We start from the raw sequence: 23,184 nt of genomic DNA, 5'->3' as shown, positions 1-23,184 counted from the left end.
TATGTCCGCCCTTCAGCCACCGCCCGCCGCCAGTGCCGAGCGCACGACCGTGCAGCGTGTGGTAGGCCACACGGTTACTTCCGCCACCGACCTACTGGCCGTGGAGGCACCCTTGGAAATTAGCTTAGCATATGGCCCCGTCGGCCAGCGCCAAACCCACGCCCTGGCCGTCACGATGCGCACGCCCGGCCACGATGCCGAGCTAGTAGCCGGCTTTTTGCTGAGCGAGGGAGTAGTGCAGCAGGCTGCCGACATCGAGGCTCTTACCCCCCGTGCCGACCCCCGCCGGCCCGAGGAGCGCGGCAATGTGCTACGCGCAGAGCTTGCCCCCGGCGTGGTGCTGGAATTAGACCGCCTGGAGCGGCACTTCTACACTACCTCTAGCTGCGGGGTGTGCGGCAAAACCAGCATTGCGGCGGTGCGGGCTAGCAGTTGCCCTACCCCCCCGCCCGCAGACAGCCCGCGGGTGTCAGCGGCCATCATCCATGCCTTGCCCGAGCGGCAGCGCGCGGCCCAGCGCGTATTCGAGCAAACGGGCGGCTTGCACGCTACAGCGCTGTTTTCAGCTGCGGGCGAATTGCTGCTGGTACGCGAAGATGTAGGCCGCCACAATGCCTTCGATAAGGTGGTGGGTGCTGCGTTATTGGCGGGGCAAGTGCCGTTAAGCCAACAAATCATCTTGGTGAGCGGCCGGGCCAGCTTCGAGCTGGTGCAAAAAGCGGCCGTGGCTGGCGTGGCCATTCTGGCCGCCGTAGGAGCGCCCAGTAGCTTAGCTGTAGAAGCCGCCGAAGAGTTTGGCCTGACGCTGCTAGGCTTTGTGCGCAACGACCGATTCAACATTTACACGCACGCTCACCGAATCACGGATTGACAAAGATTTTAATTATAAGCTAAAGCGTACAGCCACTTATTATTCACAAAATCTATAGAATCTGCCAAAACCTCCCTTAATCCATGGCCTTGTGAAATTGAGACTTGAAGAAAACTCCCTGCGTTTGCGGCTTTCGGAAGCGGAAGTGCGGCAGTTTGCGGCCACGGGCGAGGTTGCTTATACCATCGCTTTTGGCCCTACCCCTGCCCAAACGCTGCGCTACGCCTTGGAGCGTTTGCCTGCCACCGCGCCTGCCTCGGACGTGCAATTGCGCTACGATGCTGGGCTGCTGGCTGTGCAAGTGCCGGCCGCCCAGGCGCAAGAGTGGACTGATACTGAAATAAATGGTTTTTCGGCCCAAATACTTGTCGCTGATGGCCAGAAATTACGTATTCTGGTAGAGAAAGACTTAGACTGCCGACACTAGCTTTAGCTTCAGTTGCACGTATTTGGTTTAGCTTGCGCATCGACCTTATTTACGCATCCCACCCCTTTGACTACGATATGATTATGGAAGAATCACCCATCAACGACGCTAGCAAAGCTGGCAAGACGGAGGAGCAAAAAGCCGAAAATGCACCCAAGAGCGGCGAGCGCTCGGACCAGGGCACTGCACCGGCACCCGACCACTACCGCCCCGACCCGCAGAATGAGCGCGACCAGCGTCATATTCCGGCGCCCGACGTAGCTGGTGCTAAATTTCGCTACCCCGTATTGGCGCAGCCCCCCGAGGAGCTAACCGGCCTGAAGCTGGAAGCCCGTGCCAAAATTGCGGCAGGTGTTACGGCTGTTATCAAGTCGATGGAGTTTAATTGGGGTGAAGCAGGCTTGGCCCGTGGCACCAAGGGCCTGTTGAAAATGAACCAGAAAGACGGTTTTGACTGCTCTTCCTGCGCATGGCCTGACCCGGACGACCACCGCTCGGTAGCCGAGTTTTGCGAGAACGGTGCCAAGGCGACGGCCTCGGATGCCGACGACCGCCGGGCCGACCCGGCGCTGTTTGCCAAGCACAGCCTGGCTGACTTGTCGCGCATGACCGACCGCGACCAGAACAACCTCGGCCGCCTCACGCACCCACTGGTGAAGCGCCCCGGCGGCACCCACTACGAGCCCATCGAGTGGGCCGAAGCGTTCGACATTGTGGGCAAAGAGCTAAACGCGCTGAAATCGCCCGATGAGGCGGCTTTCTACACGTCGGGCAAAGTGCCTAATGAGCCGGCATTCTTGTTTCAATTATTCGCCAAGCAGTTCGGCACCAACAACTTGCCCGATTGCTCGAATATGTGCCACGAAAGCAGCGGTGCCGCTCTCAGCCCTACCCTGGGCCTGGGCAAAGGCTCGGTTACGCTGAATGACATCTACGAAGCAGAGGTTATTCTCATCATTGGCCAGAACCCCGGCACCAACCACCCACGGATGCTCACGGCTTTGCAAAAAGCCAAACATAACGGGGCTAAGATTATTAGCGTCAATCCGTTAATTGAGGCGGGCTTGAATCACTTCAAGAATCCGCAGGATTTTATGAATCCGCTGAAGGCGCTGGGCGTGCTGCTGGGCGATGGCACGCCCATTACCGACCTTTTTCTGCAAGTGCGGGTAGATGGCGATATGGCGTTGCTTCGTGGCATCATGAAGCACCTGTTTGAGGCCGAGGATATGAACCCCGGCCAAGTAGTAGACCGGCCGTTTATCGACGAGTTTACGACGGGCTTCGAGTCGTTTGAGCAGAATATCCGCAATACCAATTGGGAAGATATTGAGCAAATAAGCGGCATCAGCCGGGCCCAACTTTTGGAAGCCGCCAACATGCTGGCCACCAAAAAGAAGATTATCACCTGCTGGGCCATGGGCGTGACGCAGCAGCGCCAGGGGGTGCAAACCATCCAAGAGATTGTAAATCTGCACCTGATGAAAGGTGCTATCGGCAAGCCTGGCGCGGGTACTTGCCCAGTACGTGGACACTCCAACGTGCAGGGCGACCGCACAATGGGCGTGTGGGAGCAGCCAACCAAAGAGTTTCAGGACGCGCTAGGTAAGGAATTCAACTTCCAGCCGCCCTACGAGCACGGCCACGATGTAGTAGAAACCATCAAGGCTATGTATCATGGCGAGGTGAAGGTATTCTTCAGCCTAGGCGGCAACCTGCTGTCGGCCGGCCCCGATACCGAGCTGATTGCCGAAGGCATGCGCAAGCAAAACCTGACGGTGTACGTGGGCACCAAGCTCAACCGTGGCCACCTCGTAACCGGTAGAACTAGCCTGCTGCTCCCCTGCTTTACCCACCTCGACATCGACATGCAGAAATCTGGGCACCAGATGACTTCCTGCGAGAATTCGATGGGGGTAGTAAGCCAAAATAAGGGCGCGCTGGTACCCCTCGAAGGCCAGATGATGAGCGAGGTCGCCATTCTGGCGGGGGTAGCCATTGCCACGCTCGGCCCCGACCGCACTAACGTGGCCGATTGGGTAGCCATGACGGAGAACTACGACGTCATCCGCGACCACATTTCGCGAGTTATTCCAGGCTTCGACAAGTTTAACGAAAAGCTACGCAAGCCCGGCGGCTTTTACCTGCCCAACGGCCCGCGTGAACGCAAGTTCACGACCAAGAATGGCATGGCGAATTTCACTACTACCGAACTGGAGAAGTACGTGCTCGAGCCTGACCAACTCATTTTGATGACCGTGCGCAGCCACGACCAGTTCAACACGACCATCTACGAGTATAACGACCGCTACCGGGGCATCCACGGCGAGCGCCGGGTACTGTTTATGAACAAGCAGGACATTGCCGAGCGCGGCCTCAAGGCCAAGGACCTCATCGATATCACGAGCCACTACGAGGGCGAACAGCGCACCGTTGAGAAGTTCATTGTAGTGCCTTACGAGATTCCAAAAGGCAACGTATCGGCGTATTTCCCCGAGGCTAACCCCTTGGTACCCATTGCTAGCGTGGCCAAAGTAAGCAACACGCCCACTTCGAAGTACGTGATAGTAACCGTAGCGCCCACCAAGGTAGCGAAGGCGCCGCAGCAGCAAAAGCAGCACGCCGAGGCCTTATCAGCCTAAGCAACTTACCAACCATAAAAAGCCCCTGGCAATTACGTCAGGGGCTTTTTATTTCCCCAACCACTTAGCCTCAAACCGAGTAAAAGCCCTACTATAGCAGATTAGCAAAATAAACCACGAGCTTACCTTGCCAGCTGAAAGGATAGCTCTACCTTGCACTGACCTAGTGCCTTACCTCCAAATTCACCACCTAGTTCCACCCTCCCCACCTCCCTCTATGGCTGACAATTCCTCTGGGCTGCTTGACCGCAGCCGCACTATTGCCCCGGCGGGCTACAACCGTTGGCTGGTGCCGCCGGCCGCGCTCGCCATTCACCTGGCTATTGGGCAGGCCTACGCATTCAGTGTATTTAATAAGCCGCTGGGTTCGCTCATCAGCGGCGACCCAGCCCATCCCGCAGCTACCGACTGGACGCCGGGCCAAATCGGCTGGACGTTCTCCATCGCCATTGTGCTACTGGGCCTGTCGGCCGCCGTCTTTGGCAAGTGGCTAGAGCGCGTAGGACCACGCAAGGCCATGTTGGCTGCTGCGCTGTGCTTTGGCGGGGGCTTTCTAATTGGCTCCTACGGCATTCACCTGCACAATATCTGGCTGCTATACTTCGGCTATGGCTTCATTGGCGGCATTGGCCTGGGCATCGGCTACATTTCGCCAGTAAGCACGCTCATCAAATGGTTTCCCGACCGCAAGGGGGTAGCTACGGGTATGGCCATCATGGGCTTTGGTGGCGGCGCCATGATTGGCTCGCCGCTGGCTGCCAACCTCATGACGCATTTTAAAGGGTCGGCGCCCCAGGGCGTGGCGCCTACATTTATCGTCATGGGCATCATCTACCTGCTGTTTATGCAGTGGGGCGTGTGGACCATCCGCGTACCTGCCGATGACTGGAAGCCGGCCGGCTACGTGCCTAGCCAAGAGCACGATGCACTTATCACCACAGCCAACGTATCGGCTGATAATGCCATCAAAACGCACCAGTTCTGGCTGTTGTGGGTGGTGCTGCTTTGCAACGTGACGGCCGGTATCGGCGTGCTTGAAACGGCGTCGCCGCTCATTCAGGAAACCTTCTCCGACGCCGCTATGGGGGTAGGCAAGGGCGTAACCGCCGCCGCCGCCGCCGGCTTCGTGGGCTTGCTAAGCTTGTTCAACCTGCTGGGACGCTTCTTCTGGTCGTCGGCTTCGGATAAAATTGGCCGCAAGCCTATCTACCTCATTTACTTCGGGCTGGGTGTAATCCTTTACGCGCTTATTCCAACGCTGGGCCACAACTTACAGCTAACGTTGTTTGTGATAGTTGCCTGCTTAATTATCAGTATGTACGGCGGTGGTTTTTCCACCGCTCCGGCTTACTTATCCGACTTGTTTGGCAAGTACCAGGTGGGCGCCATCCACGGCCGTTTGCTCACGGCCTGGAGCACGGCTGGCGTGCTGGGGCCGCTCATCGTGCACAGCCTTTCGGAGGGCCGCAAAGCTGCGGGCTTCACCGGCGCCGCGGCCTATCAAACAGTGTTCTATACCATGGCCGGCTTGCTAGCCGTGGGCTTCCTCGCCGACTTGGCCGTGACGGCCGTTAACGAGAAATACTACGAAAAAGGCCCCGTTACACCGGAGGCTGGCGGCCACTAAACAGCTGATTTTAACCAGTTAACTTATTTCGACATGACTCCTAAACCAAATGCAACTGCTCCCGCCGTGGCCGAAGGCTCGGCAGGTGGCTCCACGGCGCTGGCCTGGCTCTACGTAGGCGTTCCCCTGTTGTGGGGCGTCTCGCAAACGTTTATTAAAGCGCTGGCTCTATTTAAGTAAACAGCCGCTACTAACTAAACAGCCGCCTAGTTCCATGATGGAGCTAGGCGGCTTTTTAGTTTGATATAAGGTGCTATACAGCAGCCTACCTAGCTATTCTATTCCAGCGTACGGTACGGATACAGCGGCCAGGCTGTGCCCGCCGCAAAGTGGGTAAGGTCGGGCGCTAGCTCCAGTAGGCCATCGGCAGCTAGCAAAGCGGCTAAGTCGCCCGAGCCGCTAGTGGCAACGGGGTGTGCCAGCAAGCGCCCATCGGCCGTCGGTTCTAAGTGCACCGGAATGAAATAGGTAAGCGTAGGTTTGAAATCAAGGGCCTGCGCCAATTCAGCAAATATGGGCGCCTTGGGCAATGCGCCTTGGCACTGGCGCAGCCAGCCGCGCACGTAGCGGTAGTACGCCGCGAAGGTGGCCACGGGGTTGCCGGGCATGGCAAATACTGCCGCGCCACCGGGCTGCTGCCCAAACCAAAAGGGTTGCCCCGGCCGCTGCGCCACGCCATGAAACAGCTGCTCGACGCCCGACTCGCGCAATGCCTGCGGCAAAAAATCGGCCTTGCCCTTCGAAACGCCTCCGCTCAGCAGCACGGCGTCAAAGTCGGCTAGCAAGGGGGGGAGGCCTGCTTTTAATGACACCAGGTCATCGTCGAAGTGAAATGCCTCGCTCAAGGCGCCATCGGTGGCCAGCGCGGCTTGCAGCATGGCCGCGTTCGAGCGCCGAATCTGGTGGGGTAGGGGCTGCTGGTCAACGGGCACTATTTCGTCGCCGGTGCTCACCACCGCCAGGCGCGGGCGGCGCACTACGGCCAGCGTGGCCGCGCCCACGGCCGCCGCCACCGCGATGTCGGCTGGGCTCAGGCGCTGGCCGGGGGGTAGCAGCAGGGCGCCGGCCAATTGGTCGGTGGCGCGGGCGTGCACGTTGTGGCCCTGGCGCGGTGGGGCCACGTGCACGGTAGCCTGGCGTGTCGGATTATCGCTGAAGGAAAGGTCTTCGTAGCGGATAACGGTGTCGGTACCAGGGGGTAGGGCTGCCCCGGTCATAATCTCGATGGCTGCTTGTGAGTTAACTAATGGCTCGGGCGGGGCGCCGGCCAGCTGCGTACGCTCGATAGGAAACGCAAGCTGCCCAGCTTCGAGGGCCGCAAACCGCAGGGCGACGCCATCCATCGTTACCCGGTCGTAGGGCGGGAAGTCACAGTCGGCCACTACTTTCTGGTGCAGCACGCGGCCGGTAGCAGCGAGCAAGGGCACAGTTTCGGGGGGTAGGGGGCGGGCGGTGGCCAGCACTTGGCGGTACGCGTCTTCGACGGAAAGCATGGCTAATAAGTAAAACCCAAGGAAAGCGGTTATCAGTACCTAAATGGAATGGCAAAGCAATCCTTTCTACGCGCGCTCAATTTTTGCAAATGTGCGGATAGATGGCTTCGCCGTCCCACCTCTCGCTGACAACAGTAGCTTGCCCTCAAGCTAATTTCCCGTTCGATTGTTCTAAGCCTTATGACTCCTACCCCCGCCCCCCGCTCGAAGCACGTTGCCCTAACCCGCCCCGATATCGGCGAATTTGCCCGCCACGAGTTGGCCTTTTTGGGCGCGCCCTGCGGCGATATTCAGCGCTTGGCTGCTCGCCTCACGGCGGCGCTGACGCCGGCCGGGCACCGCCTGGGCTACGTCGATGCCGACCACGCCAGCGGCGACGCCGAGGCGGCTCAAACCCTGAGCCCGTTGCTGCAAGCCGGCGCCTGGGCAGAGGTAACCGATAAAATTCACTTCCGCCGCCGCGACGACCTGCGGGCGTTCGACCGCTTTTCGCAGCCCGAACTGCTGGCCGGCGCCGACTTGGTGCTGGTGAACGGCAACCACTTCCGCGCTCGCCACCAAATCGTGCTTATAGACCCGCGCAAGTCGCTAGCCCATAAGCTTGAGAAGCTGACCGATGTACAAGCCTTGGTGCTGGCCGAGGGGGTAGGCAAAATTCCCGAGTACCTGCAAGCGCATTTGCCTAACTACGCCCAACTTCCGCAGTTTGCCGTGGCCGATACGGCTGGCTTAGCGGCCTGGGTAGCCGAGTGGCTGCGCGCGCGGCAAGCACCCTTGCGCGGCCTCGTGCTAGCCGGCGGCCTCAGCCAGCGCATGCAGACCGACAAGGGCCAACTGCGCTACGGCCCCCAGGGCCGCGAGCAACGCGAAGTAGCGGCCGCGCTGCTGGCCGAAGTCTGCCAAGAGGTGTTTGTGTCGTGCCGTGCCGAGCAGGCCGCCGAGCTACCCGTGGGCTTGCAGCCGCTGCCCGATACCTTTTTGGGCTTAGGGCCACTGGGCGGCATTTTGTCGGCCTTTCAGCGCGACCCCAACGCGGCCTGGCTCGTGCTGGCCTGCGACTTGCCCTTCCTCACGGCCGATACGTTGCGCGAGCTGGTAGCGGGTCGCCAGCCCAATCGCTTGGCCACGGCTTTTCGCAGTCCGAGCAACGAATTTCCCGAGCCGCTCATCACCATTTTCGAGCCGCGGGCCTACCCCGAGCTGCTGCGCTTTCTGGGCCTAGGTTATTCGTGCCCGCGCAAGATGCTCATCAACAGCGATGTGGAAGTGCTGCCTACCCCCGGTGGCGATGCCTTGCGCAATGTGAACACGCCCGACGAGCGCGCCGCCGCGCAGCAAGCACTAGCGGGCCCGCCCAGCGGGGCGCGGGCCTAAGCGTAAGCGCACGGCACCGCCAACCAGAAAGTAGTAGGCCACACCGTGCGCGCGCTTAACTTGCAGGGCCTTAGTTCGGCCGCCAATGAATAGATACACCAACGCGGATTTGCTGCTGGCAATAGGGGTAGTGATGCTGCTGGTACAGCTGGTGCGGCGCCTGCTGGATGTGCCCCAGCGCCTGCCCCGCTGGAACCGCCTGCTGAGCTGGCTCTGGGCGCCAGCTGCCGTCACCTTTGCTATAACGGCCGTGCTGCACTATAAAAATACGCATCTTGACGATGCGTATTTGCTGGTGGCCGTTGGGGCGATAGTGGCCACCTTGCTGCGCCTGCGCCATTACCGGCCGGCCCGCACGCTGCTGCTGGGCTTGGCGCCGGTGGTGTTGCAGCGCTTCATATCGGTGTGCCTGCAGCTGGGCGGCTACCAGCTGCTACCCCCCCTCACCACGCTGTTTAAGATATTTGGCAGCCTGGATGCGTACTGGTTTTTCGCGATGGTATTCTTAGCCCGCAGCCAGAAAAAGGCCCTCATTAAGCAAGAGCAGCTGCGTGAGAAGGAAGAGCAGGAACGCCAACTTATTGCGGCCCAAAACGCCGAGTTGGAGCGCTTGGTGGCCGAGCGCACCGCCGCCCTCACGCAGCAAGCGGCTGAGCTAAACACCGCCCTCGACGAACTGCGGACTACCCAGGGCCAGCTTATCCAGAGCGAGAAAATGGCCAGCCTGGGCGAGCTCACGGCTGGCATTGCCCACGAGATTCAGAACCCGCTCAATTTCGTCAACAACTTCGCCGATGTGAGCGCCGAGCTGGTGGCCGAGTTGGAGGAAGAACAAGCGCGCCCTACCCGCGATGCAGGCCTGGAGGACGAGCTGCTACGCGATTTGAAGCACAACTTGTTCAAAATCAATCAACATGGCCAGCGCGCGGCATCCATTGTGCGGGGCATGCTAGAACACAGCCGCGCCAGCACCGGCGAGCGCCGCCTCACCGACCTCAACGCCCTGGCCGACGAGTACTTGCGCCTAGCCTACCACGGCCTGCGCGCCAAAGACAAGACCTTTAATGCCACCCTGCAAACCGATTTTGCGCCGGTGCTACCCCTGGTCGAGGCCGTGGCACCCGATGTGGGCCGCGTGCTGCTCAACCTCTTCAACAATGCATTTTACGCCGTGCAAAAGCGCCAGCAGCTCGGCGAAGCCGGCTACGCGCCTACCGTGCGCGTGCAAACCCGGCGCGTGGGCGACGATGTGGAAGTGCGGGTGCGCGACAATGGCACCGGTATTCCGGAGGCGGTGCGTACCAAGGTGTTTCAGCCGTTTTTTACCACCAAGCCCAGTGGCGAAGGCACGGGCTTAGGACTTTCGTTGAGCCACGATATTATTACCAAAGGCCACGGTGGCACGCTCAGTGTAGAAAGTTGCGAGGGCGAATTCACCGAATTTTGTATTACGCTGCCTTTTTAAGCACAGAAGTTTCAGCCGTTTTTTGCCTTGCCTGATGTCAGACTCGAACATGATAATCGAAGGGCCTATTGCCGTGGGCTTGGTGTGGTTGGGCCGGCGGTTTTTGGACACGCCTACCCGGCTACCCGGCTGGGACAAGTGGCTGGCCCAAATATGGAAGCCCGCAGTGGTGCTGTTTGCCATTGCCATCTATACGGGCAGCTCCATTGACCTCTTGGCTGATGCCTTTGTGCTGGCAGTGTTGTGGGCAGGGGTAGGGGCAGGGTGGAAGCTGCGCGCCTACCGGCCAGCATGGCTTATTGGGGTGGGCTTGGTGCCCTACGTGTTGCTCGCAACCGTGCAGTTGCTACTGGGTATCGTCGCGCCCCAGTTTCTCAAAGCCAATAGCGATACCCTGGAACTAGCTATTATGGTGGCCTTTATCTGGCAGGGAATATTCTGGCTAATGGCGCGCAATCATAAAAAGGCGGAAGTGGCCGAGCAGCAAATACGTCTTGAGGCTGAGCGTGAAAAGCAGCGCATCGAGGCGCAAAACTTAGACTTGGCCCAAATGATAAACCAGCGCACGGCCGCCCTGGCCCGCCAAACCGACGAGCTGCGGGCTACGCTCTCCGAGCTGCAAGCCACCCAGGGCCAGCTTATCCAGAGTGAGAAAATGGCCAGCCTGGGCGAGCTCACGGCCGGCATTGCGCACGAGATTCAGAACCCGCTCAACTTCGTCAACAACTTCGCCGATGTGAGCGTCGAGCTGGTGGCCGAGTTGGAGGAAGAGCGTGCCCGCCCTACCCGCGACGCCGAGCTTGAAGCCGAATTGTTGCGCGACTTGAAGCAAAACTTGCAGCGCATTACCCAGCACGGCGGCCGGGCTTCGGGCATTGTGCGGGGCATGCTAGAGCACAGCCGCGCCAGCACCGGCGAGCGCCGGCCCACCGACCTCAACGCCCTGGCCGATGAATACTTGCGCCTGGCTTACCACGGCCTGCGCGCCAAGGACAAGACCTTCAATGCCACCCTGCAAACCGATTTTGCGCCCAGCCTACCCCTCATCGAAGCCCTGAGCCAAGACCTGGGCCGCGTGCTGCTCAACCTCTTCACCAACGCGTTTTATGCGGTGCAGAAGCGCCAGCAGCTCGGCGAAGCCGGCTACACGCCCACTGTGAGCGTGCATACCCAGCCCCTAAACGGAGGGGTAGAGGTGCGGGTCGGCGACAATGGCGTGGGGATTCCGCCGGATATTCAGGCGCGCATTTTTGAGCCGTTTTTTACCACCAAGCCCAGCGGCGAAGGTACTGGTCTGGGGCTGTCGCTGGCCCACGATATTGTGGTGAAGGGCCACGGGGGTACGCTGCAGGTAGTTAGCGCGCCCGGCCAAGGTACCGAGTTTGTACTTACCCTGCCCGATTGACCCGCATTGGCCACTACGTTAACTTTGTAAGACATGAAAATCCTGGTAGTTGACGACGAACCCGACGTGCGTACGCTGTTCGAACAGCGCTTCCGGCGCGAAATCCGCAGCGGTGAGTTTTCGTTTTCCTTTGCCTATTCGGGCGAGGAAGCGTTGACTTTCCTGACTGGCCACCACTCCGAAGTGGTGCTCATTCTCAGCGACATTAATATGCCCGGCATGAGTGGGCTAGAACTGTTGCGCCACGTAAAGCACGACCTAATCCCGCCCCCGCCGCCGCTGGTGATGATGATAACTGCCTACGGCGATACCGATAGCTACAACCAAGCTATGGAACTTGGCGCCAATGACTTCCTGACCAAGCCAGTAGATTTTACGGCCCTCAAGGATAAGCTCCACGCTATCTCAACCGCATGAAAACGAAAATCCTGGTCGTAGACGATGAAGCAGACTTAGAACTGCTCATCAAGCAGAAATTCCGCCGCAAAATCCGCGAGAATGCCTACGAATTTATCTTCGCCAGCAACGGGCAGGAGGCGCTCGACCGTTTAGGGGAGCATCCTGACACCGACATTGTGCTCTCCGACATCAACATGCCCGTGATGGATGGCTTGACGCTGCTCAGCCGCATGCACGAAAATAACCCCGTAACCAAAACCGTGATGGTGTCGGCCTACGGAGATATGGAGAACATCCGGGCCGCCATGAACCGCGGGGCGTTCGACTTTGTGTGCAAGCCCGTGGATTTTAACGACCTGGAGCTGACAATGGAGAAAACCATCGTGCACGTGCAGCAACTGCGCGACACGATGCGGGCCATTCAGGAGAATAATATCCTGCGCATGTACGTCGATGAAACGGTCATCAATTTCATGGCCCGGCCCGGTTTCGAGAACACGCTGCTGGCCAGCGAGACGGTGGAGGCTACCGTGATGTTTGTGGATATCTGCGGCTTCACTTCGCTCTCCGAAACGCAGCCGGCCGGCACAGTCGTATCGCTGCTCAACAAGTATTTCGACCAGATTGTGCACGAGGTAATCGCGCACGGTGGCTACATCGACAAATTTATGGGCGATGCCGTGATGGCGGTTTTTAAGGGCGACTACCACCTCGACCGCGCCATCGACGCGGCCCTCGTGGTGCGCACGCAGCTAAAAGCCAACCACGACCTGATGCCCGATGGCACCGACTACCACCCCGCCGTGAGCATGGGCATCAACACCGGCGAAATGGTCTCGGGAAACATCGGCTCAGCCTCTCTCAAGCGCCTGGATTACACCGTAATAGGTGATACCGTGAACGTGAGCCAGCGCCTGCAGTCGGCCGCGCAGCCGAACCAAATAATCATTACGGAATCTATTTATCAGCGCATAAAAGAAAGCTTTGAGTGCCAGCCCATCGGCGAGCTAAAGCTAAAGAACAAGGCACACCCCATCATGACCTACGAGGTAGTAGCGTAGGGGGTAGCCGCCCAACTCCTATCAGCCAGGGCGAGTATAGCACAGCCCTGGCTGATAGGAGTTATTTATTCTGCAATGCCTCGTTTTGCTTGCGTAAACGCTGGCAGAGCACCCGCAGAATATTGCGCAGCACTTCGCCGCGTTCTTCCATCACGTCGTAAAAATCTTCTTGGTCAAGTCGGAAAGCCGTTACTTCGCCCTGTGCCAGGGCCGAGGCCGAGCGGGGCTCCGCGTCGAGCAGCGCCAGTTCGCCAAAAAAGTCGCCCTTGCCGAAGGTTGTCAGCCGCTGTGGGCCGTTGAAGATACCTACCTCTCCGGCGTAAATGATGAAAAGGGAAGTGCCCAAATCACCTTTGGCAAAAATTTGCTGGCCATTGGCAAAGGTCACTTCTTTCATAATAGGCACGATGCTGCTGAGCACGTTTTCGGGCGTTTCAGCAAACAGCGCGGTTTGCTGCAATACGTGCACTCGCTCGGTGGCGGCAATGTGAGAAACGGTAGCGGCGTGGCTCATAAGGAGGCTGTCGAGAGTTTGATGAGCGGCATTTATGCGTTGATACAGCGCCGACTGCTGGTTAGCTAATTTAGTCAGTATTCGGAAAGCACTTTCGCGCACCAGTGGGCTCGCGCTACGCAAGTGTGGCGATAGCGCTTCGATGGTAGTAGCCGTGGGCTGCCACTGGCTAAGGGCCACGCTCACCGTCCAGTCCGTAAAAATGGCCTCGCCGCGCTCCACCACCGTTTCCACAATAGGGTCGGGCGTTAGCAAAGGGCCCAGCATACGGGCAAACGTGCGCTCTTTCTCACCAATAGGGGCTAGGGTAAGTAGGGCTTGCAAGCCCTGGTAGGTAGGCCGGGCAATACTGTTGTCCAGAATTTCGAGGGCATTAGCTTGGCGCTCGCGGGTTGCGTGGGTTACGCCGCGCTGGGCATCTGCGATAATTTGGGGGGGGTAGAGCTGCCAAAGTAAGCCAAAGATTCGCTGCTGTGCGCGCGTCAATTCGTAGTCTAGGCAGCGCGCGAGTTCGGCGCCAGCCGTGGCCAAGCCGTGTAGTAGTTGCTGGGCCAAGTGCATTTCTTCTTGCACCAAAGCCTGAAACAGCGGCGCATCGGCTGCTACCCCATCAAAATTACGCAACGCCCGCAACGCCGCTTCGCGCCGAAATAGGTGGGGCTGCCGCGCCAACGTCACCAGCAGTTGCCGGCTGGCGGCAGTGCGCAGCCGGCCGCACACCTGCGCCACGCGCCGCACCAACGATTGGTCGGTGTTGAGACTCAGCGCTTCTGCCAGAGTAGGCAAAGCAGTTTCGCCCAGGTGTAGCAAGCGCTGGGTGGCAGCCGTGCGGCCGGCCTTGGTACCCAGGTTGCGAATAAGCTGCCTGATTTCGCTGGGGCTAGCGGTGGGGGGTAGAGCATCAGCGACTGCCGAATCGGTTGTCGCCTCGGCCTCTTCTCCCGTAAAGCGCAGACTGAGCGAGTGCTGCAACTCGGCCACATATTGGCGGTAAGTACGCGTCAAAAAATACAGCACTACTCCTGTCAGCAGTCCCATCCAGCCAAACGGTGCCCAGGTCTGGCCACCTGGTAGTGCATGCAGCGCAAATAGCAGCCCGCCGCCCAGAGCCATGCCCAGCGGTTCGTACAAGCCTTTTGCTAAGGTGTGGGCTTGCAGCCGCTCGGGCGCCGAGAGCGGCTGGAATAACAGCAGAAACACCGGGTCGAACACGGCTCGGCGCAGCACTTCCAGCCCCAGGTATAAGCCGCAGAAATAAGGTAGCAGCGCAGTCGCATCGGTCCGGTCGAGGCCGGCGTACAGCGCCAAGCCGCCCAGCAGGGCTACCGGCAAGGCCAGCAGCACCCACCGCACGCCCAGCCGGTCGAGCGTATGCTGCGAGAGCAACAGCTTAAACACCATTGCCAGCAAATAGGTGATAACCAACACGGTACCTACGTAGCGCATCACGGCCGCTTCGTCGTGAAAACGGTGCTTAACGTTCACAAAAAAAAGGTACTCGATGCCAGTCGTGACGGCGGCCAAACCCAGCAGGCTCAGGCACATTGTCTGCACCAGTTGGCTATCGCCAAACCAGCGCCGCAGGCCCGGCGCTACCCCCTGCAGCCGCGTCCGGCGGCGGTCAGGGGCAGCCTCTACTACGTGCGAACGCAGGGTAGCTTGTAGCGCTAGTAGGGCTGCTAGGTAGGCCCCAAAGGCTGTGCCGAGCAGCCAGGGCAAGTCGGCGTTGGTATGAATGAGAATAGCCAGCACGGCGCCCATCGCCTTGGCCGGCATATCGCCCGCGCTGATGATGGCAAATAGCCGCTTGCTCTGCCGCACATCAAACACCACTGCTGATACTCCCCAAAATTCTAGATTGGTCAGTAAATAAATGACCCGGTAGCCCGCCATAATGGCGATAGCCGCCGCCACCGAGTGCCCCGTAGCTACCAGCACGCCCAGCACCCCTGTGAGGGCCACTGTGGCCAGTAGCACTCGCCCCGCAAGTTTTTGCAACAGCCAATGGTGCTCGAAATGGCCGTACACTTGGCCGGCAATCAGCATAGCCAGTGCGGCCAGGCCATAAGCCAGTGGAAGATTGCGCTCTGGGTTATTTTCGAGCAGCAGCACATTGGCCGCCACGTACACCAAGATGGTGCCGATGCCCAGTAAGAAATTATGCAGGAAAAACAGCCACACTGTCTGTCCTTCCTCGGGGCGCACGCCTAGCAGCCGCTGCCCGCGCTCAGTTATCGTCATGGCCCGCAAGTTAGGGTAGGGTTCAGTTGTTGGAAAGCTAAAAAAGAACGTCATGCCAAGCCCCGCGAAGTACCTCACTCACACCGTTGGGGTTAGTATCCAACTGATGCGAGCGAGATGCTTCGCGGGGCTTAGCATGACGTTCTTTTAGGGGAGCGTTCTTTACGCGGCGCGCATTAGCCGCAGGGGCGACTTCTCAAACTTGCTACGCGCGTAGCTTTCGGTAATCATAAACTCGCCCACTTCTGCTTCCGAGGGCATTTCAAACATGGCATCGGTCATGATGCTCTCACAGATGGAGCGCAGCCCGCGGGCACCAAGGCGGTACTCGTCGGCCTTCTCCACAATGTACTCCAGTGCTTCCTCGGTAAAATTCAGCTGAATATTCTCCATGCTAAACAGCCGTTGGTACTGGCGCACAAGCGAATTCTTCGGCTCGGTCAAAATCTGGCGCAGCGTTGCTTTATCCAGCGGGTTGAGGTGCGTAAGCACGGGTAGGCGGCCAATCAACTCAGGGATGAGGCCAAAGCTCTTGATATCCTGGGCCGACACGTAGCGCAAGAAATTCTGCGTATTCACCTGCTCATCCAAGTTGGTCTTCGCGAAGCCCATCGGCTTGGTGTTCAAGCGGCTCTTGATAATGCGGTCGATGCCGCTAAATGCGCCACCGCACATAAAGAGAATGTTCTCGGTGTTCACCGAAATCATTTTCTGGTCGGGGTGCTTGCGGCCGCCCTGTGGTGGCACGTTGATGTGCGTGCCTTCCAACAGCTTCAGCAGGGCCTGCTGCACACCCTCGCCGCTCACATCGCGCGTGATACTAGGGTTATCGCTCTTGCGGGCAATTTTATCAATCTCGTCGATGTAGACGATGCCCCGCTCGGCGGCTTCAAGGTTGTAGTCAGCTGCTTGCAACAAGCGCGTGAGGATACTTTCCACATCTTCACCTACGTAGCCAGCCTCGGTCAGCACCGTAGCATCAGCGATGCAGAAGGGCACTTGCAGGATTTTGGCCAGCATCCGGGCCAGGAAGGTTTTGCCCGTGCCTGTTTCGCCCACCATAATGATGTTTGACTTCTCAATCACCACCTCGTCGTGCTGTGGCTTCTGCATCAGGCGCTTATAGTGGTTGTACACCGCCACCGACATTACCCGCTTAGCTTCGTCTTGGCCCACCACGTACTGGTCGAGGTGGGTTTTAATCTCGCGGGGCTTAATGAGGTTGAACTTCGGCTGGCGCGCTTCGGCTTGCAGCTTGGTTTCTTCGCTCAGAATGTGCTGGGCCTGCGCTACACACTTCTCGCAGATGTGGGCATTGATGCCCGAAATCATCACCGCGACGTCGCGCTTGGGCTTATTACAAAAAGAGCAGGCTATTTCCGGCATTGGGAATGTTCAAAAGGGGGAGAACAGCGCTTTCAGAAGAAAACGGCTACAAAGGTAAGTTGGCTAATCTCTTTTGGTACGAATTAACCCAAAGAGGGCGCGAATGGTAGCAGTTGAAAAGCAGTAGCCCTACCTAAAAGTTTCGGCAATCTTATGGGAGTAACTAGTTAAACTGCCGAGTTAACCAGTCTAGATACTTGCGCTAAAAGCTGCTGCTGAAATATGCAGAGGCTCTCGCTGTGAAGTATATAAGGCAAAAAGAGGGGGTAGGCAGCTAGGCAAGCCATGAGCGCCCTACCCCCCTAAAAACAAAGAAGCCCCAGCTACTTAGCCAGAGCTTCTTTTATCTAAAACTCAACTCATTTCCCAAGGTCCGTGAACTGTAGAGTAACGTAGTTAAGCCCTCTTTTATTTGAGGTCTAAGCCGGCTTTTTCTCCAGCACCTCGTCAATCAGGCCGTATTCTTTGGCCTCATCGGCCCGCATCCAGTAGTCGCGGTCCGAGTTGTCGTGGATTTCTTGGTAGGTTTTGCCGGTATGCTTTGCCAGAATGTCATACAGCTCTTTTTTGAGCTTCAGAATCTCGCGGGCCGTAATCTCGATATCCGACGACTGCCCCTGCGCGCCACCCGAAGGTTGGTGAATCATCACCCGCGAGTGGGGTAGGGCCGAGCGCTTGTCTTTGGCCCCACCAGCCAGCAGCACAGCACCCATCGAAGCCGCCAAGCCAGTGCAGATAGTGGCCACGTCGGGATTCACATACTGCATGGTGTCGTAAATGCCCAGGCCAGCATAGACCGAGCCGCCGGGCGAGTTGATGTAAAGCAAGATATCCTTCTTCGAGTCAGCCGACTCCAGAAACAGCATCTGCGCCGTCAGGATGTTGGCGATGTAGTCGTCAACGGCTGTGCCCAAGAATACGATGCGGTCCATAATCAGGCGCGAAAACACATCGATTTCCCGGAAGTTCTGCGGACGCTCTTCAATGACCGAACGGGTCATGTTCGACGGCATTATCAGCCCGCCACGCACTTGGCCTTCTACGTTGTTTATATATTGGTCTACGGTTAAACCGTTGAGCCCCTGGCCCTTCACGGCAAATTTGCGAAATTCTTGTTTATTCAGCATGGGGTAAAAATAGAGGGTAGGCCGGGGCCTGCCCGTGTGCAAAACAAAAGACGGGTAAGGAACCAGAATGTTGTAAACGTACTGTTCGGACAACAAAAAAGCCTTTACGCGAGGCGTAAAGGCTTCTTAAACTTCAATCAAACCGAAGGCTCAGCCTTCGTTCTGGTTGCGGAATTCCTCGGCCGTTACGGGTTCATCCGTAACAACAACTTTGCCACGCAGGGCCTCTACTACTTTTTCTGCCAGAATGGCCTCGTACTCCTGCACGTAGTTTTTGCCGTTCTCCTGCTTCAGGTAGTTGTCAGCAAAACCTGCCATGCCCTGGCGCATCTCGTCGGTGAGTTGCATGCCACCGCCAAATTGGCCCAAAATCTTGTCCAGCACGCGGTTACGGATTTCTTCGGTTTCTACTTTCAGGCCGAGGTCTTCCACCAGCTTGTTGCGGATGAGGCTCCACTTCAGCTCACGCTCGTAGTCGTTGTAGTGCTCTTCTACAGTGGCAGCATCGAGCTTGCCTTCGTTGGCACGCACCAGCCACTTCTTGAAGAACTCCACTGGAATGCGGATGGTGGTGTTGTCAATCATCGCGTCGATAAGACGACGGTTCACCACGTTGTCCGACTCGCGGTCGTAGTTCGACTGCACCGTTTCGCGCACCTTCTGGTCGTACTCTTCTTTCGAAGCAACCGTTTCGGGACCGAATACTTTGTCGAAAAGCTCCTGATTGGCTTCTGGGGCGGCCGTACGGTTGATTTTTTCTACTTCCAGCTCGTAGTTGCCGGTAGCGCCAGCGGCTTCCTCACGGCTCAGGCCCGAGAAGCTACGGATAGCACCTGCGTCGCCACCAAAGGCATCGCTCAGGTCAAAAGTCAGCGTGTCGCCAGCCTTCACGCCAATGAAGCGCTCCTGGCCATTCTTCACCTTATTGATAGGGAGCAGCACTGTCTGGCCTTCGCCTTCCGCACCTTCCTTTTTCAATTTACCAAACAGGTAATCATCGGCTTCCGAAACCTCGGGGTTGGTGGTTTCGCCGTACTGACGGGTAATCTGGTCGTGCGTTTCGGCCAGGGTAGCGTCGTCAAGCGTGATGGCGGGGCGCTTCAGCTCTACTTGGTTATCGGCAGGCAGTTCGAAGTCGGGCAGCAAGCCCAGTTCAAACTGAAAGTCAAATGACTTGTCCGTATCAAAGTCCACGTTGCTCGCTACGGGCAGCGGCTCCCCCAGAATTTTAACGTTGTTATCCTTCAAATAGCCGTCAACCGTGCTACCGAGCAGGCGGTTGATTTCATCGGCTAGGATACCTTTACCGTACATTTTGCGCACCAGCCCAGCCGGAACTTTGCCCGGGCGGAAGCCTTTGAATTGCGCTTTTTTGGTGGTTTCCTTGATTTGCTTCTCTACAGCATCGCTGTAGTCGGCTTCGTCGAGATGCACGTTCAGCAGCCCGGTTAGCTGCTCCTCATTGCGGTCAAGCGTAATATTCAAAACGGTGGGAGCAAGCTGGTGCTTGCCAGTCGGAAAGGTTAAAAAAAAGGCCCCTAACTCTTAGCCAGGGGCCTGTTCAACTTGAAAAGTGCGGATGGAGGGACTCGAACCCACACACCTTACGGAACCAGAGCCTAAATCTGGCGCGTCTACCAATTTCGCCACATCCGCGAGTGCAGCCGTTCGCTGCGGGGCCGCAAAGGTATGTCTTATTTACTGGCTACGCAAAAGTTACTTGCACATCGTTCGCAAATAGCCACCTTTCGTTCCTAAACGTTGTTATTTGTAGTACTATGTCCCCCGTAATTGACCTCGAAGCCGAACGCCAAGAAATACTGCGTCAGTACCGCCGCTTGCTGCGCACGGCCAAGCCTTATTTGCAAAGCGGTGATACCAAGTTGATTAAAAAGGCTTTCAACCAAAGCTTAGAGGCGCACAAAGACATGCGCCGCAAGTCGGGCGAGCCTTATATCCTGCACCCGCTGGCCGTAGCCCAAATTGCGGTAGAAGAAATCGGTTTGGGCACTACTAGTATTGTAGCGGCCCTATTGCACGACGTGGTAGAAGACACGCCCACCGAGATTTCGGATGTGGAGCGCGATTTTGGCCCCAAAGTGGCCCGCATTGTCGATGGGCTAACCAAGATTTCGGGCGTTTTTGAGCAAGGCACCAGTGAGCAAGCTGAAAACTTTCGCAAAATGCTGCTAACGCTGAGCGAAGATGTACGTGTTATTCTCATCAAGCTGGCCGACCGCCTGCATAACATGCGGACGCTCGACTCGATGCCGCGCCACAAGCAGCTCAAAATAGCGTCGGAAACCATCTATCTCTACGCGCCACTGGCCCACCGGCTGGGCCTCTACGCTATTAAAACGGAGCTAGAGGATTTGCACCTCAAGTACACCGATACGGAGATTTACGCCGAGCTGAAGGGTAAAGTAAAACAGAGCCAGAGCGCTCGCAATCGCTTTATTAAGGAGTTCGTGCAGCCCATTGATGAAGAGTTGAAAGCACAGGGCTTCAGCTACGAAATCAAGGGTAGGCCTAAAAGTATCTATTCGATTCTCAAGAAGATGCGCAAGCAAAACGTGACTTTCGAGGAGGTCTACGATTTGTTCGCCATTCGGGTCATTTTGGATGTGCCGCCAGAGCAGGAGAAAGCCGCCTGCTGGCAGGTATACTCCATTGTAACGGATTTTTACCAGCCCAACCCCGACCGCTTGCGCGACTGGGTGAGCACGCCCAAAGCCAACGGCTACGAAAGCCTGCATACCACCGTGATGTCGCATCCGGGGCAATGGGTAGAGGTGCAAATTCGCTCGCGGCGTATGGACGACATTGCCGAAAAAGGCTACGCTGCCCATTGGAAATACAAGGATACTGGTAGCCTCCAGCCCGAATCGACGCTAGAGGCTTGGGTAAACCGGGTGCGCGAAATGCTGGAAACCAATAATTCCAGCGCCCTGGAATTCATGGATGAATTCCGGCAAAACCTGTTTGTGAAGGAAGTTTATACCTTCACGCCTAAGGGTAAGCTCGTTATTTTGCCCGACAAAGCCACGGCGCTCGACTTTGCTTTCGATATCCACACGCACATTGGCTTGCACTGCCTTGGGGCCAAAGTAAACCAGAAGCTAGAGCCCTTCAGCTACCAGCTGCGCAACGGCGACCAAGTCGAAATCCTGACTTCGCACAAGCAACGGCCCACGGCCGACTGGCTCAACTATGTAATTACTAGTAAGGCTAAAAACCGCATTAAGGATTTTCTGCGCGACGATAAGCGCTCGAAGGCCGATGATGGCAAGTTTATTCTAGAAAAGCGCCTTGAGCTAATTGGCGTCGAAAACACGCCCGAGAACTTTCAGCGGCTGCTGTCCTACTTTAATGTAGCAAATGCGCAGGAATTCTATTATCGCTTGGCCATTGGGCAGCTAGATGGCCGCGAAATCCGCGATTCTCTTTTCAAGCCTGCACCCATTGAGCCACGCGCGGAGCCGAAGAAATTCGACCACGAGGTGCAGAAAATAAGGGGGGTAAGGCCTGATATGTTGGTGGTTGGCGAGCGTACCGACAAATTTAACCACAGCTTGGCCCGATGCTGCAACCCGATTCCGGGCGACGACGTGTTTGGCTTTGAAACCGAAACGGGCCTTATCATTCATCGCACCAGCTGCCACCGCGCCGTCGATTTGATGTCGAACTATGGCAACCGCATCGTGCGCGCCAAGTGGACCGACCAGCTTGAATTGGCGTTTCTGGCCGGTATTCGATTCAAAGGCTCGGACCGCATGGGCATTGTCAATGACGTGACACGTATCATTTCGACCAGCCTCAAGGTAAATATGCGTTCCATTACAGTCGATGCCAACGACGGCTTTTTTGAAGGTCAGATTTTGGTGTTTGTCAATGATACCGACCACTTAGATAAGCTTATTCATCGGCTGGCCAAAGTAAATGGTGTATTGCAAGTAGAACGCTTCGACTCTTAGGTTAACTGGCCTAGCCAGCTGGTTGCCGCTAACTCTACAGCCAGCAATTGGTTGTACTGGTCATATGCAGATTTCCGTTGCCGCGCCGCGGCCCCGCCACGTTCATCGGGTGGCCGTCAGTGCCTCTTTTCTATTGCAAGGCCTGTGTTTCTCTACCTGGGCCTCGCGCATTCCAACCGTGCAGCAGCGCCTGCACCTCTCCGAAACTGCGTTGGGAGGCGTGTTGCTGGCAGTGCCGGTGGGGTTGCTAGTTTCCCTACCCCTCACTGGCTGGCTGGTGTCGCGCTACGGTAGCCGCGCCATGACGGTAGCCGGCGTACTACTCTATGCTGGAGTGCTGCCGTTACTGGGCCTCGCCCAAAACCCTACCCAACTGATGGCGGCCCTCGTGGTATTTGGTTTTGGCAGCAATATGGCTAATATCAGCGTCAACACGCAAGGGGTAGGAGTAGAAGCACTATATGGTAAATCTATACTTGCTACTTTTCACGGTATCTGGAGTTTAGCTGGTTTTATGGGGGCTGCACTAGGCACGCTCATGATTCGCTGGGGCATTTCGCCTGAGCAGCATTTCACGCTTATGGCCAGCGTCATTTGGCTGGGGGTAGGGCTAATGCGCCCCTACTTAGTGCCCGCCGATGCTCCTCGCCCCGCCGACCAGCCGTTGTTTGTACTGCCCGACCGCGCCCTGATGCTGCTCGGAGTGCTGGCTTTCTGCTCGCTGCTGTCCGAAGGCACTATGTTCGACTGGAGCGGCGTTTACTTCCGCAAAATAGTGTTGGCCCAAAATGCCTGGGTAGGGCTTGGCTTTGCAGCTTTTATGAGCATGATGGCCACTGGCCGCTTCATTGCCGACTGGTTCGCCAACCGTTTTGGGCGCGCACGCACGTTGCAGCTCAGTGGGTTGCTTACTACAGCTGGCTTATCACTGGCCGTGGCTTGGCCTACGTTGGTGATGGCTTCCCTTGGGTTTATGTTGGTGGGGCTCGGTGTATCGTCGGTAGTGCCGCTCGTGTACAGCGCCGCTGGCCGCTCGCGCACGATGCCGGCGGGGGTAGCCCTAGCGGCAGTATCGACGGTAGGGTTTGCCGGATTCTTGCTCGGGCCTCCGCTCATTGGGCTAATAGCAGGCCAAACCAGCTTGCGCGTTTCGTTCGCTATTATCGCGTGTATGGGCT

The 23,184-nt window shown here is 57.5% G+C and carries 17 protein-coding genes and 1 tRNA gene; 12 read left to right on the top strand and 6 right to left on the bottom strand.

The genetic code is table 11. The annotated features are described in order from the left end of the window. Nucleotide 1 precedes the first annotated feature (1 nt). From fdhD to GO988_RS23815, 5 genes are all read left to right on the top strand, one after another. On the top strand, nucleotides 2–871 hold the full coding sequence (fdhD, locus tag GO988_RS16120; protein ID WP_157567409.1) for a formate dehydrogenase accessory sulfurtransferase FdhD: 870 nt from the start codon (nucleotides 2–4) through the stop codon (nucleotides 869–871). Between the two features lie 91 nt (nucleotides 872–962). Beyond that, on the top strand, nucleotides 963–1,298 hold the full coding sequence (locus GO988_RS16115) for a DUF7009 family protein (RefSeq protein WP_157567407.1): 336 nt from the start codon (nucleotides 963–965) through the stop codon (nucleotides 1,296–1,298). Nucleotides 1,299–1,381: 83 nt separating this feature from the next. After that, complete coding sequence (locus GO988_RS16110; protein ID WP_157568347.1) at nucleotides 1,382–3,940, top strand: FdhF/YdeP family oxidoreductase; 2,559 nt, start codon at nucleotides 1,382–1,384, stop codon at nucleotides 3,938–3,940. Nucleotides 3,941–4,157: 217 nt separating this feature from the next. Beyond that, complete coding sequence (locus GO988_RS16105; protein WP_198172827.1) at nucleotides 4,158–5,567, top strand: L-lactate MFS transporter; 1,410 nt, start codon at nucleotides 4,158–4,160, stop codon at nucleotides 5,565–5,567. 33 nt (nucleotides 5,568–5,600) lie between these two features. After that, entirely contained in the window at nucleotides 5,601–5,747 is a 147-nt protein-coding gene (locus GO988_RS23815; RefSeq protein WP_198172825.1) for an MFS transporter small subunit, read from the top strand. A 98-nt stretch (nucleotides 5,748–5,845) separates the two neighbouring features. On the opposite strand, the gene GO988_RS16100 is transcribed toward GO988_RS23815, so the two are convergent. Next, nucleotides 5,846–7,060 carry a molybdopterin molybdotransferase MoeA gene (locus GO988_RS16100; RefSeq protein ID WP_157567405.1) on the bottom strand — a complete coding sequence of 405 codons (1,215 nt, stop codon included), beginning with the start codon at nucleotides 7,058–7,060 and terminating at the stop codon, nucleotides 5,846–5,848. A gap of 180 nt (nucleotides 7,061–7,240) precedes the next feature. Here GO988_RS16100 and GO988_RS16095 point away from each other — a divergent pair, with 180 nt between their 5' ends. The 5 genes from GO988_RS16095 (at nucleotide 7,241) to GO988_RS16075 (ending at nucleotide 12,764) form a co-directional block, all read left to right on the top strand. Beyond that, on the top strand, nucleotides 7,241–8,434 hold the full coding sequence (locus tag GO988_RS16095; RefSeq protein WP_157567403.1) for an NTP transferase domain-containing protein: 1,194 nt from the start codon (nucleotides 7,241–7,243) through the stop codon (nucleotides 8,432–8,434). Between the two features lie 85 nt (nucleotides 8,435–8,519). Further along, nucleotides 8,520–9,899, top strand: coding sequence for a sensor histidine kinase (locus GO988_RS16090; protein WP_157567401.1), 1,380 nt, complete (start codon nucleotides 8,520–8,522; stop codon nucleotides 9,897–9,899). 34 nt (nucleotides 9,900–9,933) lie between these two features. Further along, on the top strand, nucleotides 9,934–11,304 hold the full coding sequence (locus GO988_RS16085; protein WP_157567399.1) for a sensor histidine kinase: 1,371 nt from the start codon (nucleotides 9,934–9,936) through the stop codon (nucleotides 11,302–11,304). 33 nt (nucleotides 11,305–11,337) lie between these two features. Beyond that, a complete protein-coding gene (locus tag GO988_RS16080; protein WP_157567397.1) occupies nucleotides 11,338–11,721 on the top strand; it encodes a response regulator in 384 nt (127 codons plus the stop codon). Next, nucleotides 11,718–12,764 carry an adenylate/guanylate cyclase domain-containing protein gene (locus GO988_RS16075; RefSeq protein WP_157567395.1) on the top strand — a complete coding sequence of 349 codons (1,047 nt, stop codon included), beginning with the start codon at nucleotides 11,718–11,720 and terminating at the stop codon, nucleotides 12,762–12,764. Before GO988_RS16080 ends, GO988_RS16075 begins: the two co-directional genes overlap by 4 nt. Before the next feature lie 61 nt (nucleotides 12,765–12,825). Here the strand turns inward: GO988_RS16075 and GO988_RS16070 are convergent, their stop codons facing one another. The 5 genes from GO988_RS16070 to GO988_RS16050 all read right to left on the bottom strand — a co-directional run bounded on the left by GO988_RS16070 (nucleotide 12,826) and on the right by GO988_RS16050 (nucleotide 19,688). After that, the gene (locus GO988_RS16070; RefSeq protein ID WP_157567393.1) at nucleotides 12,826–15,519 is read right to left on the bottom strand and encodes a cyclic nucleotide-binding domain-containing protein; all 2,694 of its coding nucleotides are present in this window, start codon (nucleotides 15,517–15,519) and stop codon (nucleotides 12,826–12,828) included. A gap of 162 nt (nucleotides 15,520–15,681) precedes the next feature. Next, a complete protein-coding gene (gene clpX / locus GO988_RS16065) occupies nucleotides 15,682–16,905 on the bottom strand; it encodes an ATP-dependent Clp protease ATP-binding subunit ClpX (RefSeq protein WP_157567391.1) in 1,224 nt (407 codons plus the stop codon). Nucleotides 16,906–17,324: 419 nt separating this feature from the next. Then, nucleotides 17,325–18,032, bottom strand: coding sequence for a ClpP family protease (locus tag GO988_RS16060; RefSeq protein WP_157567388.1), 708 nt, complete (start codon nucleotides 18,030–18,032; stop codon nucleotides 17,325–17,327). Nucleotides 18,033–18,182: 150 nt separating this feature from the next. Next, the gene (tig, locus tag GO988_RS16055) at nucleotides 18,183–19,517 is read right to left on the bottom strand and encodes a trigger factor (protein WP_157567386.1); all 1,335 of its coding nucleotides are present in this window, start codon (nucleotides 19,515–19,517) and stop codon (nucleotides 18,183–18,185) included. An 89-nt stretch (nucleotides 19,518–19,606) separates the two neighbouring features. Further along, nucleotides 19,607–19,688: transfer RNA gene (locus tag GO988_RS16050), tRNA-Leu, on the bottom strand. 122 nt (nucleotides 19,689–19,810) lie between these two features. Between GO988_RS16050 and GO988_RS16045 the strand changes: the two genes are divergently transcribed. Together GO988_RS16045 and GO988_RS16040 are read left to right on the top strand one after the other, a co-directional pair. Continuing rightward, entirely contained in the window at nucleotides 19,811–22,006 is a 2,196-nt protein-coding gene (locus tag GO988_RS16045; RefSeq protein ID WP_157567384.1) for a RelA/SpoT family protein, read from the top strand. 64 nt (nucleotides 22,007–22,070) lie between these two features. Beyond that, on the top strand, nucleotides 22,071–23,184 hold a 1,114-nt coding region (locus GO988_RS16040), incomplete at its 3' end, for an MFS transporter (protein ID WP_157567382.1).

This window comes from Hymenobacter ginkgonis, from assembly GCF_009755225.1.
GTDB classification, from domain to species: domain Bacteria; phylum Bacteroidota; class Bacteroidia; order Cytophagales; family Hymenobacteraceae; genus Hymenobacter; species Hymenobacter ginkgonis.
This window is presented reverse-complemented; position numbering and strand designations above follow the sequence as displayed.

Excerpts from the sequence above, each read along its gene's own strand:
- fdhD (WP_157567409.1), top strand. The coding sequence starts at position 2 with ATGTCCGCCCTTCAGCCACCGCCCGCCGCCAGTGCCGAGCGCACGACC.
- GO988_RS16110 (WP_157568347.1), top strand. The coding sequence starts at position 1,382 with ATGGAAGAATCACCCATCAACGACGCTAGCAAAGCTGGCAAGACGGAG.
- GO988_RS16105 (WP_198172827.1), top strand. The coding sequence starts at position 4,158 with ATGGCTGACAATTCCTCTGGGCTGCTTGACCGCAGCCGCACTATTGCC.
- GO988_RS23815 (WP_198172825.1), top strand. The coding sequence starts at position 5,601 with ATGACTCCTAAACCAAATGCAACTGCTCCCGCCGTGGCCGAAGGCTCG.
- GO988_RS16100 (WP_157567405.1), bottom strand. The coding sequence starts at position 7,060 with ATGCTTTCCGTCGAAGACGCGTACCGCCAAGTGCTGGCCACCGCCCGC.
- GO988_RS16095 (WP_157567403.1), top strand. The coding sequence starts at position 7,241 with ATGACTCCTACCCCCGCCCCCCGCTCGAAGCACGTTGCCCTAACCCGC.
- GO988_RS16090 (WP_157567401.1), top strand. The coding sequence starts at position 8,520 with ATGAATAGATACACCAACGCGGATTTGCTGCTGGCAATAGGGGTAGTG.
- GO988_RS16085 (WP_157567399.1), top strand. The coding sequence starts at position 9,934 with ATGTCAGACTCGAACATGATAATCGAAGGGCCTATTGCCGTGGGCTTG.
- GO988_RS16080 (WP_157567397.1), top strand. The coding sequence starts at position 11,338 with ATGAAAATCCTGGTAGTTGACGACGAACCCGACGTGCGTACGCTGTTC.
- GO988_RS16075 (WP_157567395.1), top strand. The coding sequence starts at position 11,718 with ATGAAAACGAAAATCCTGGTCGTAGACGATGAAGCAGACTTAGAACTG.
- GO988_RS16070 (WP_157567393.1), bottom strand. The coding sequence starts at position 15,519 with ATGACGATAACTGAGCGCGGGCAGCGGCTGCTAGGCGTGCGCCCCGAG.
- clpX (WP_157567391.1), bottom strand. The coding sequence starts at position 16,905 with ATGCCGGAAATAGCCTGCTCTTTTTGTAATAAGCCCAAGCGCGACGTC.
- GO988_RS16060 (WP_157567388.1), bottom strand. The coding sequence starts at position 18,032 with ATGCTGAATAAACAAGAATTTCGCAAATTTGCCGTGAAGGGCCAGGGG.
- GO988_RS16045 (WP_157567384.1), top strand. The coding sequence starts at position 19,811 with ATGTCCCCCGTAATTGACCTCGAAGCCGAACGCCAAGAAATACTGCGT.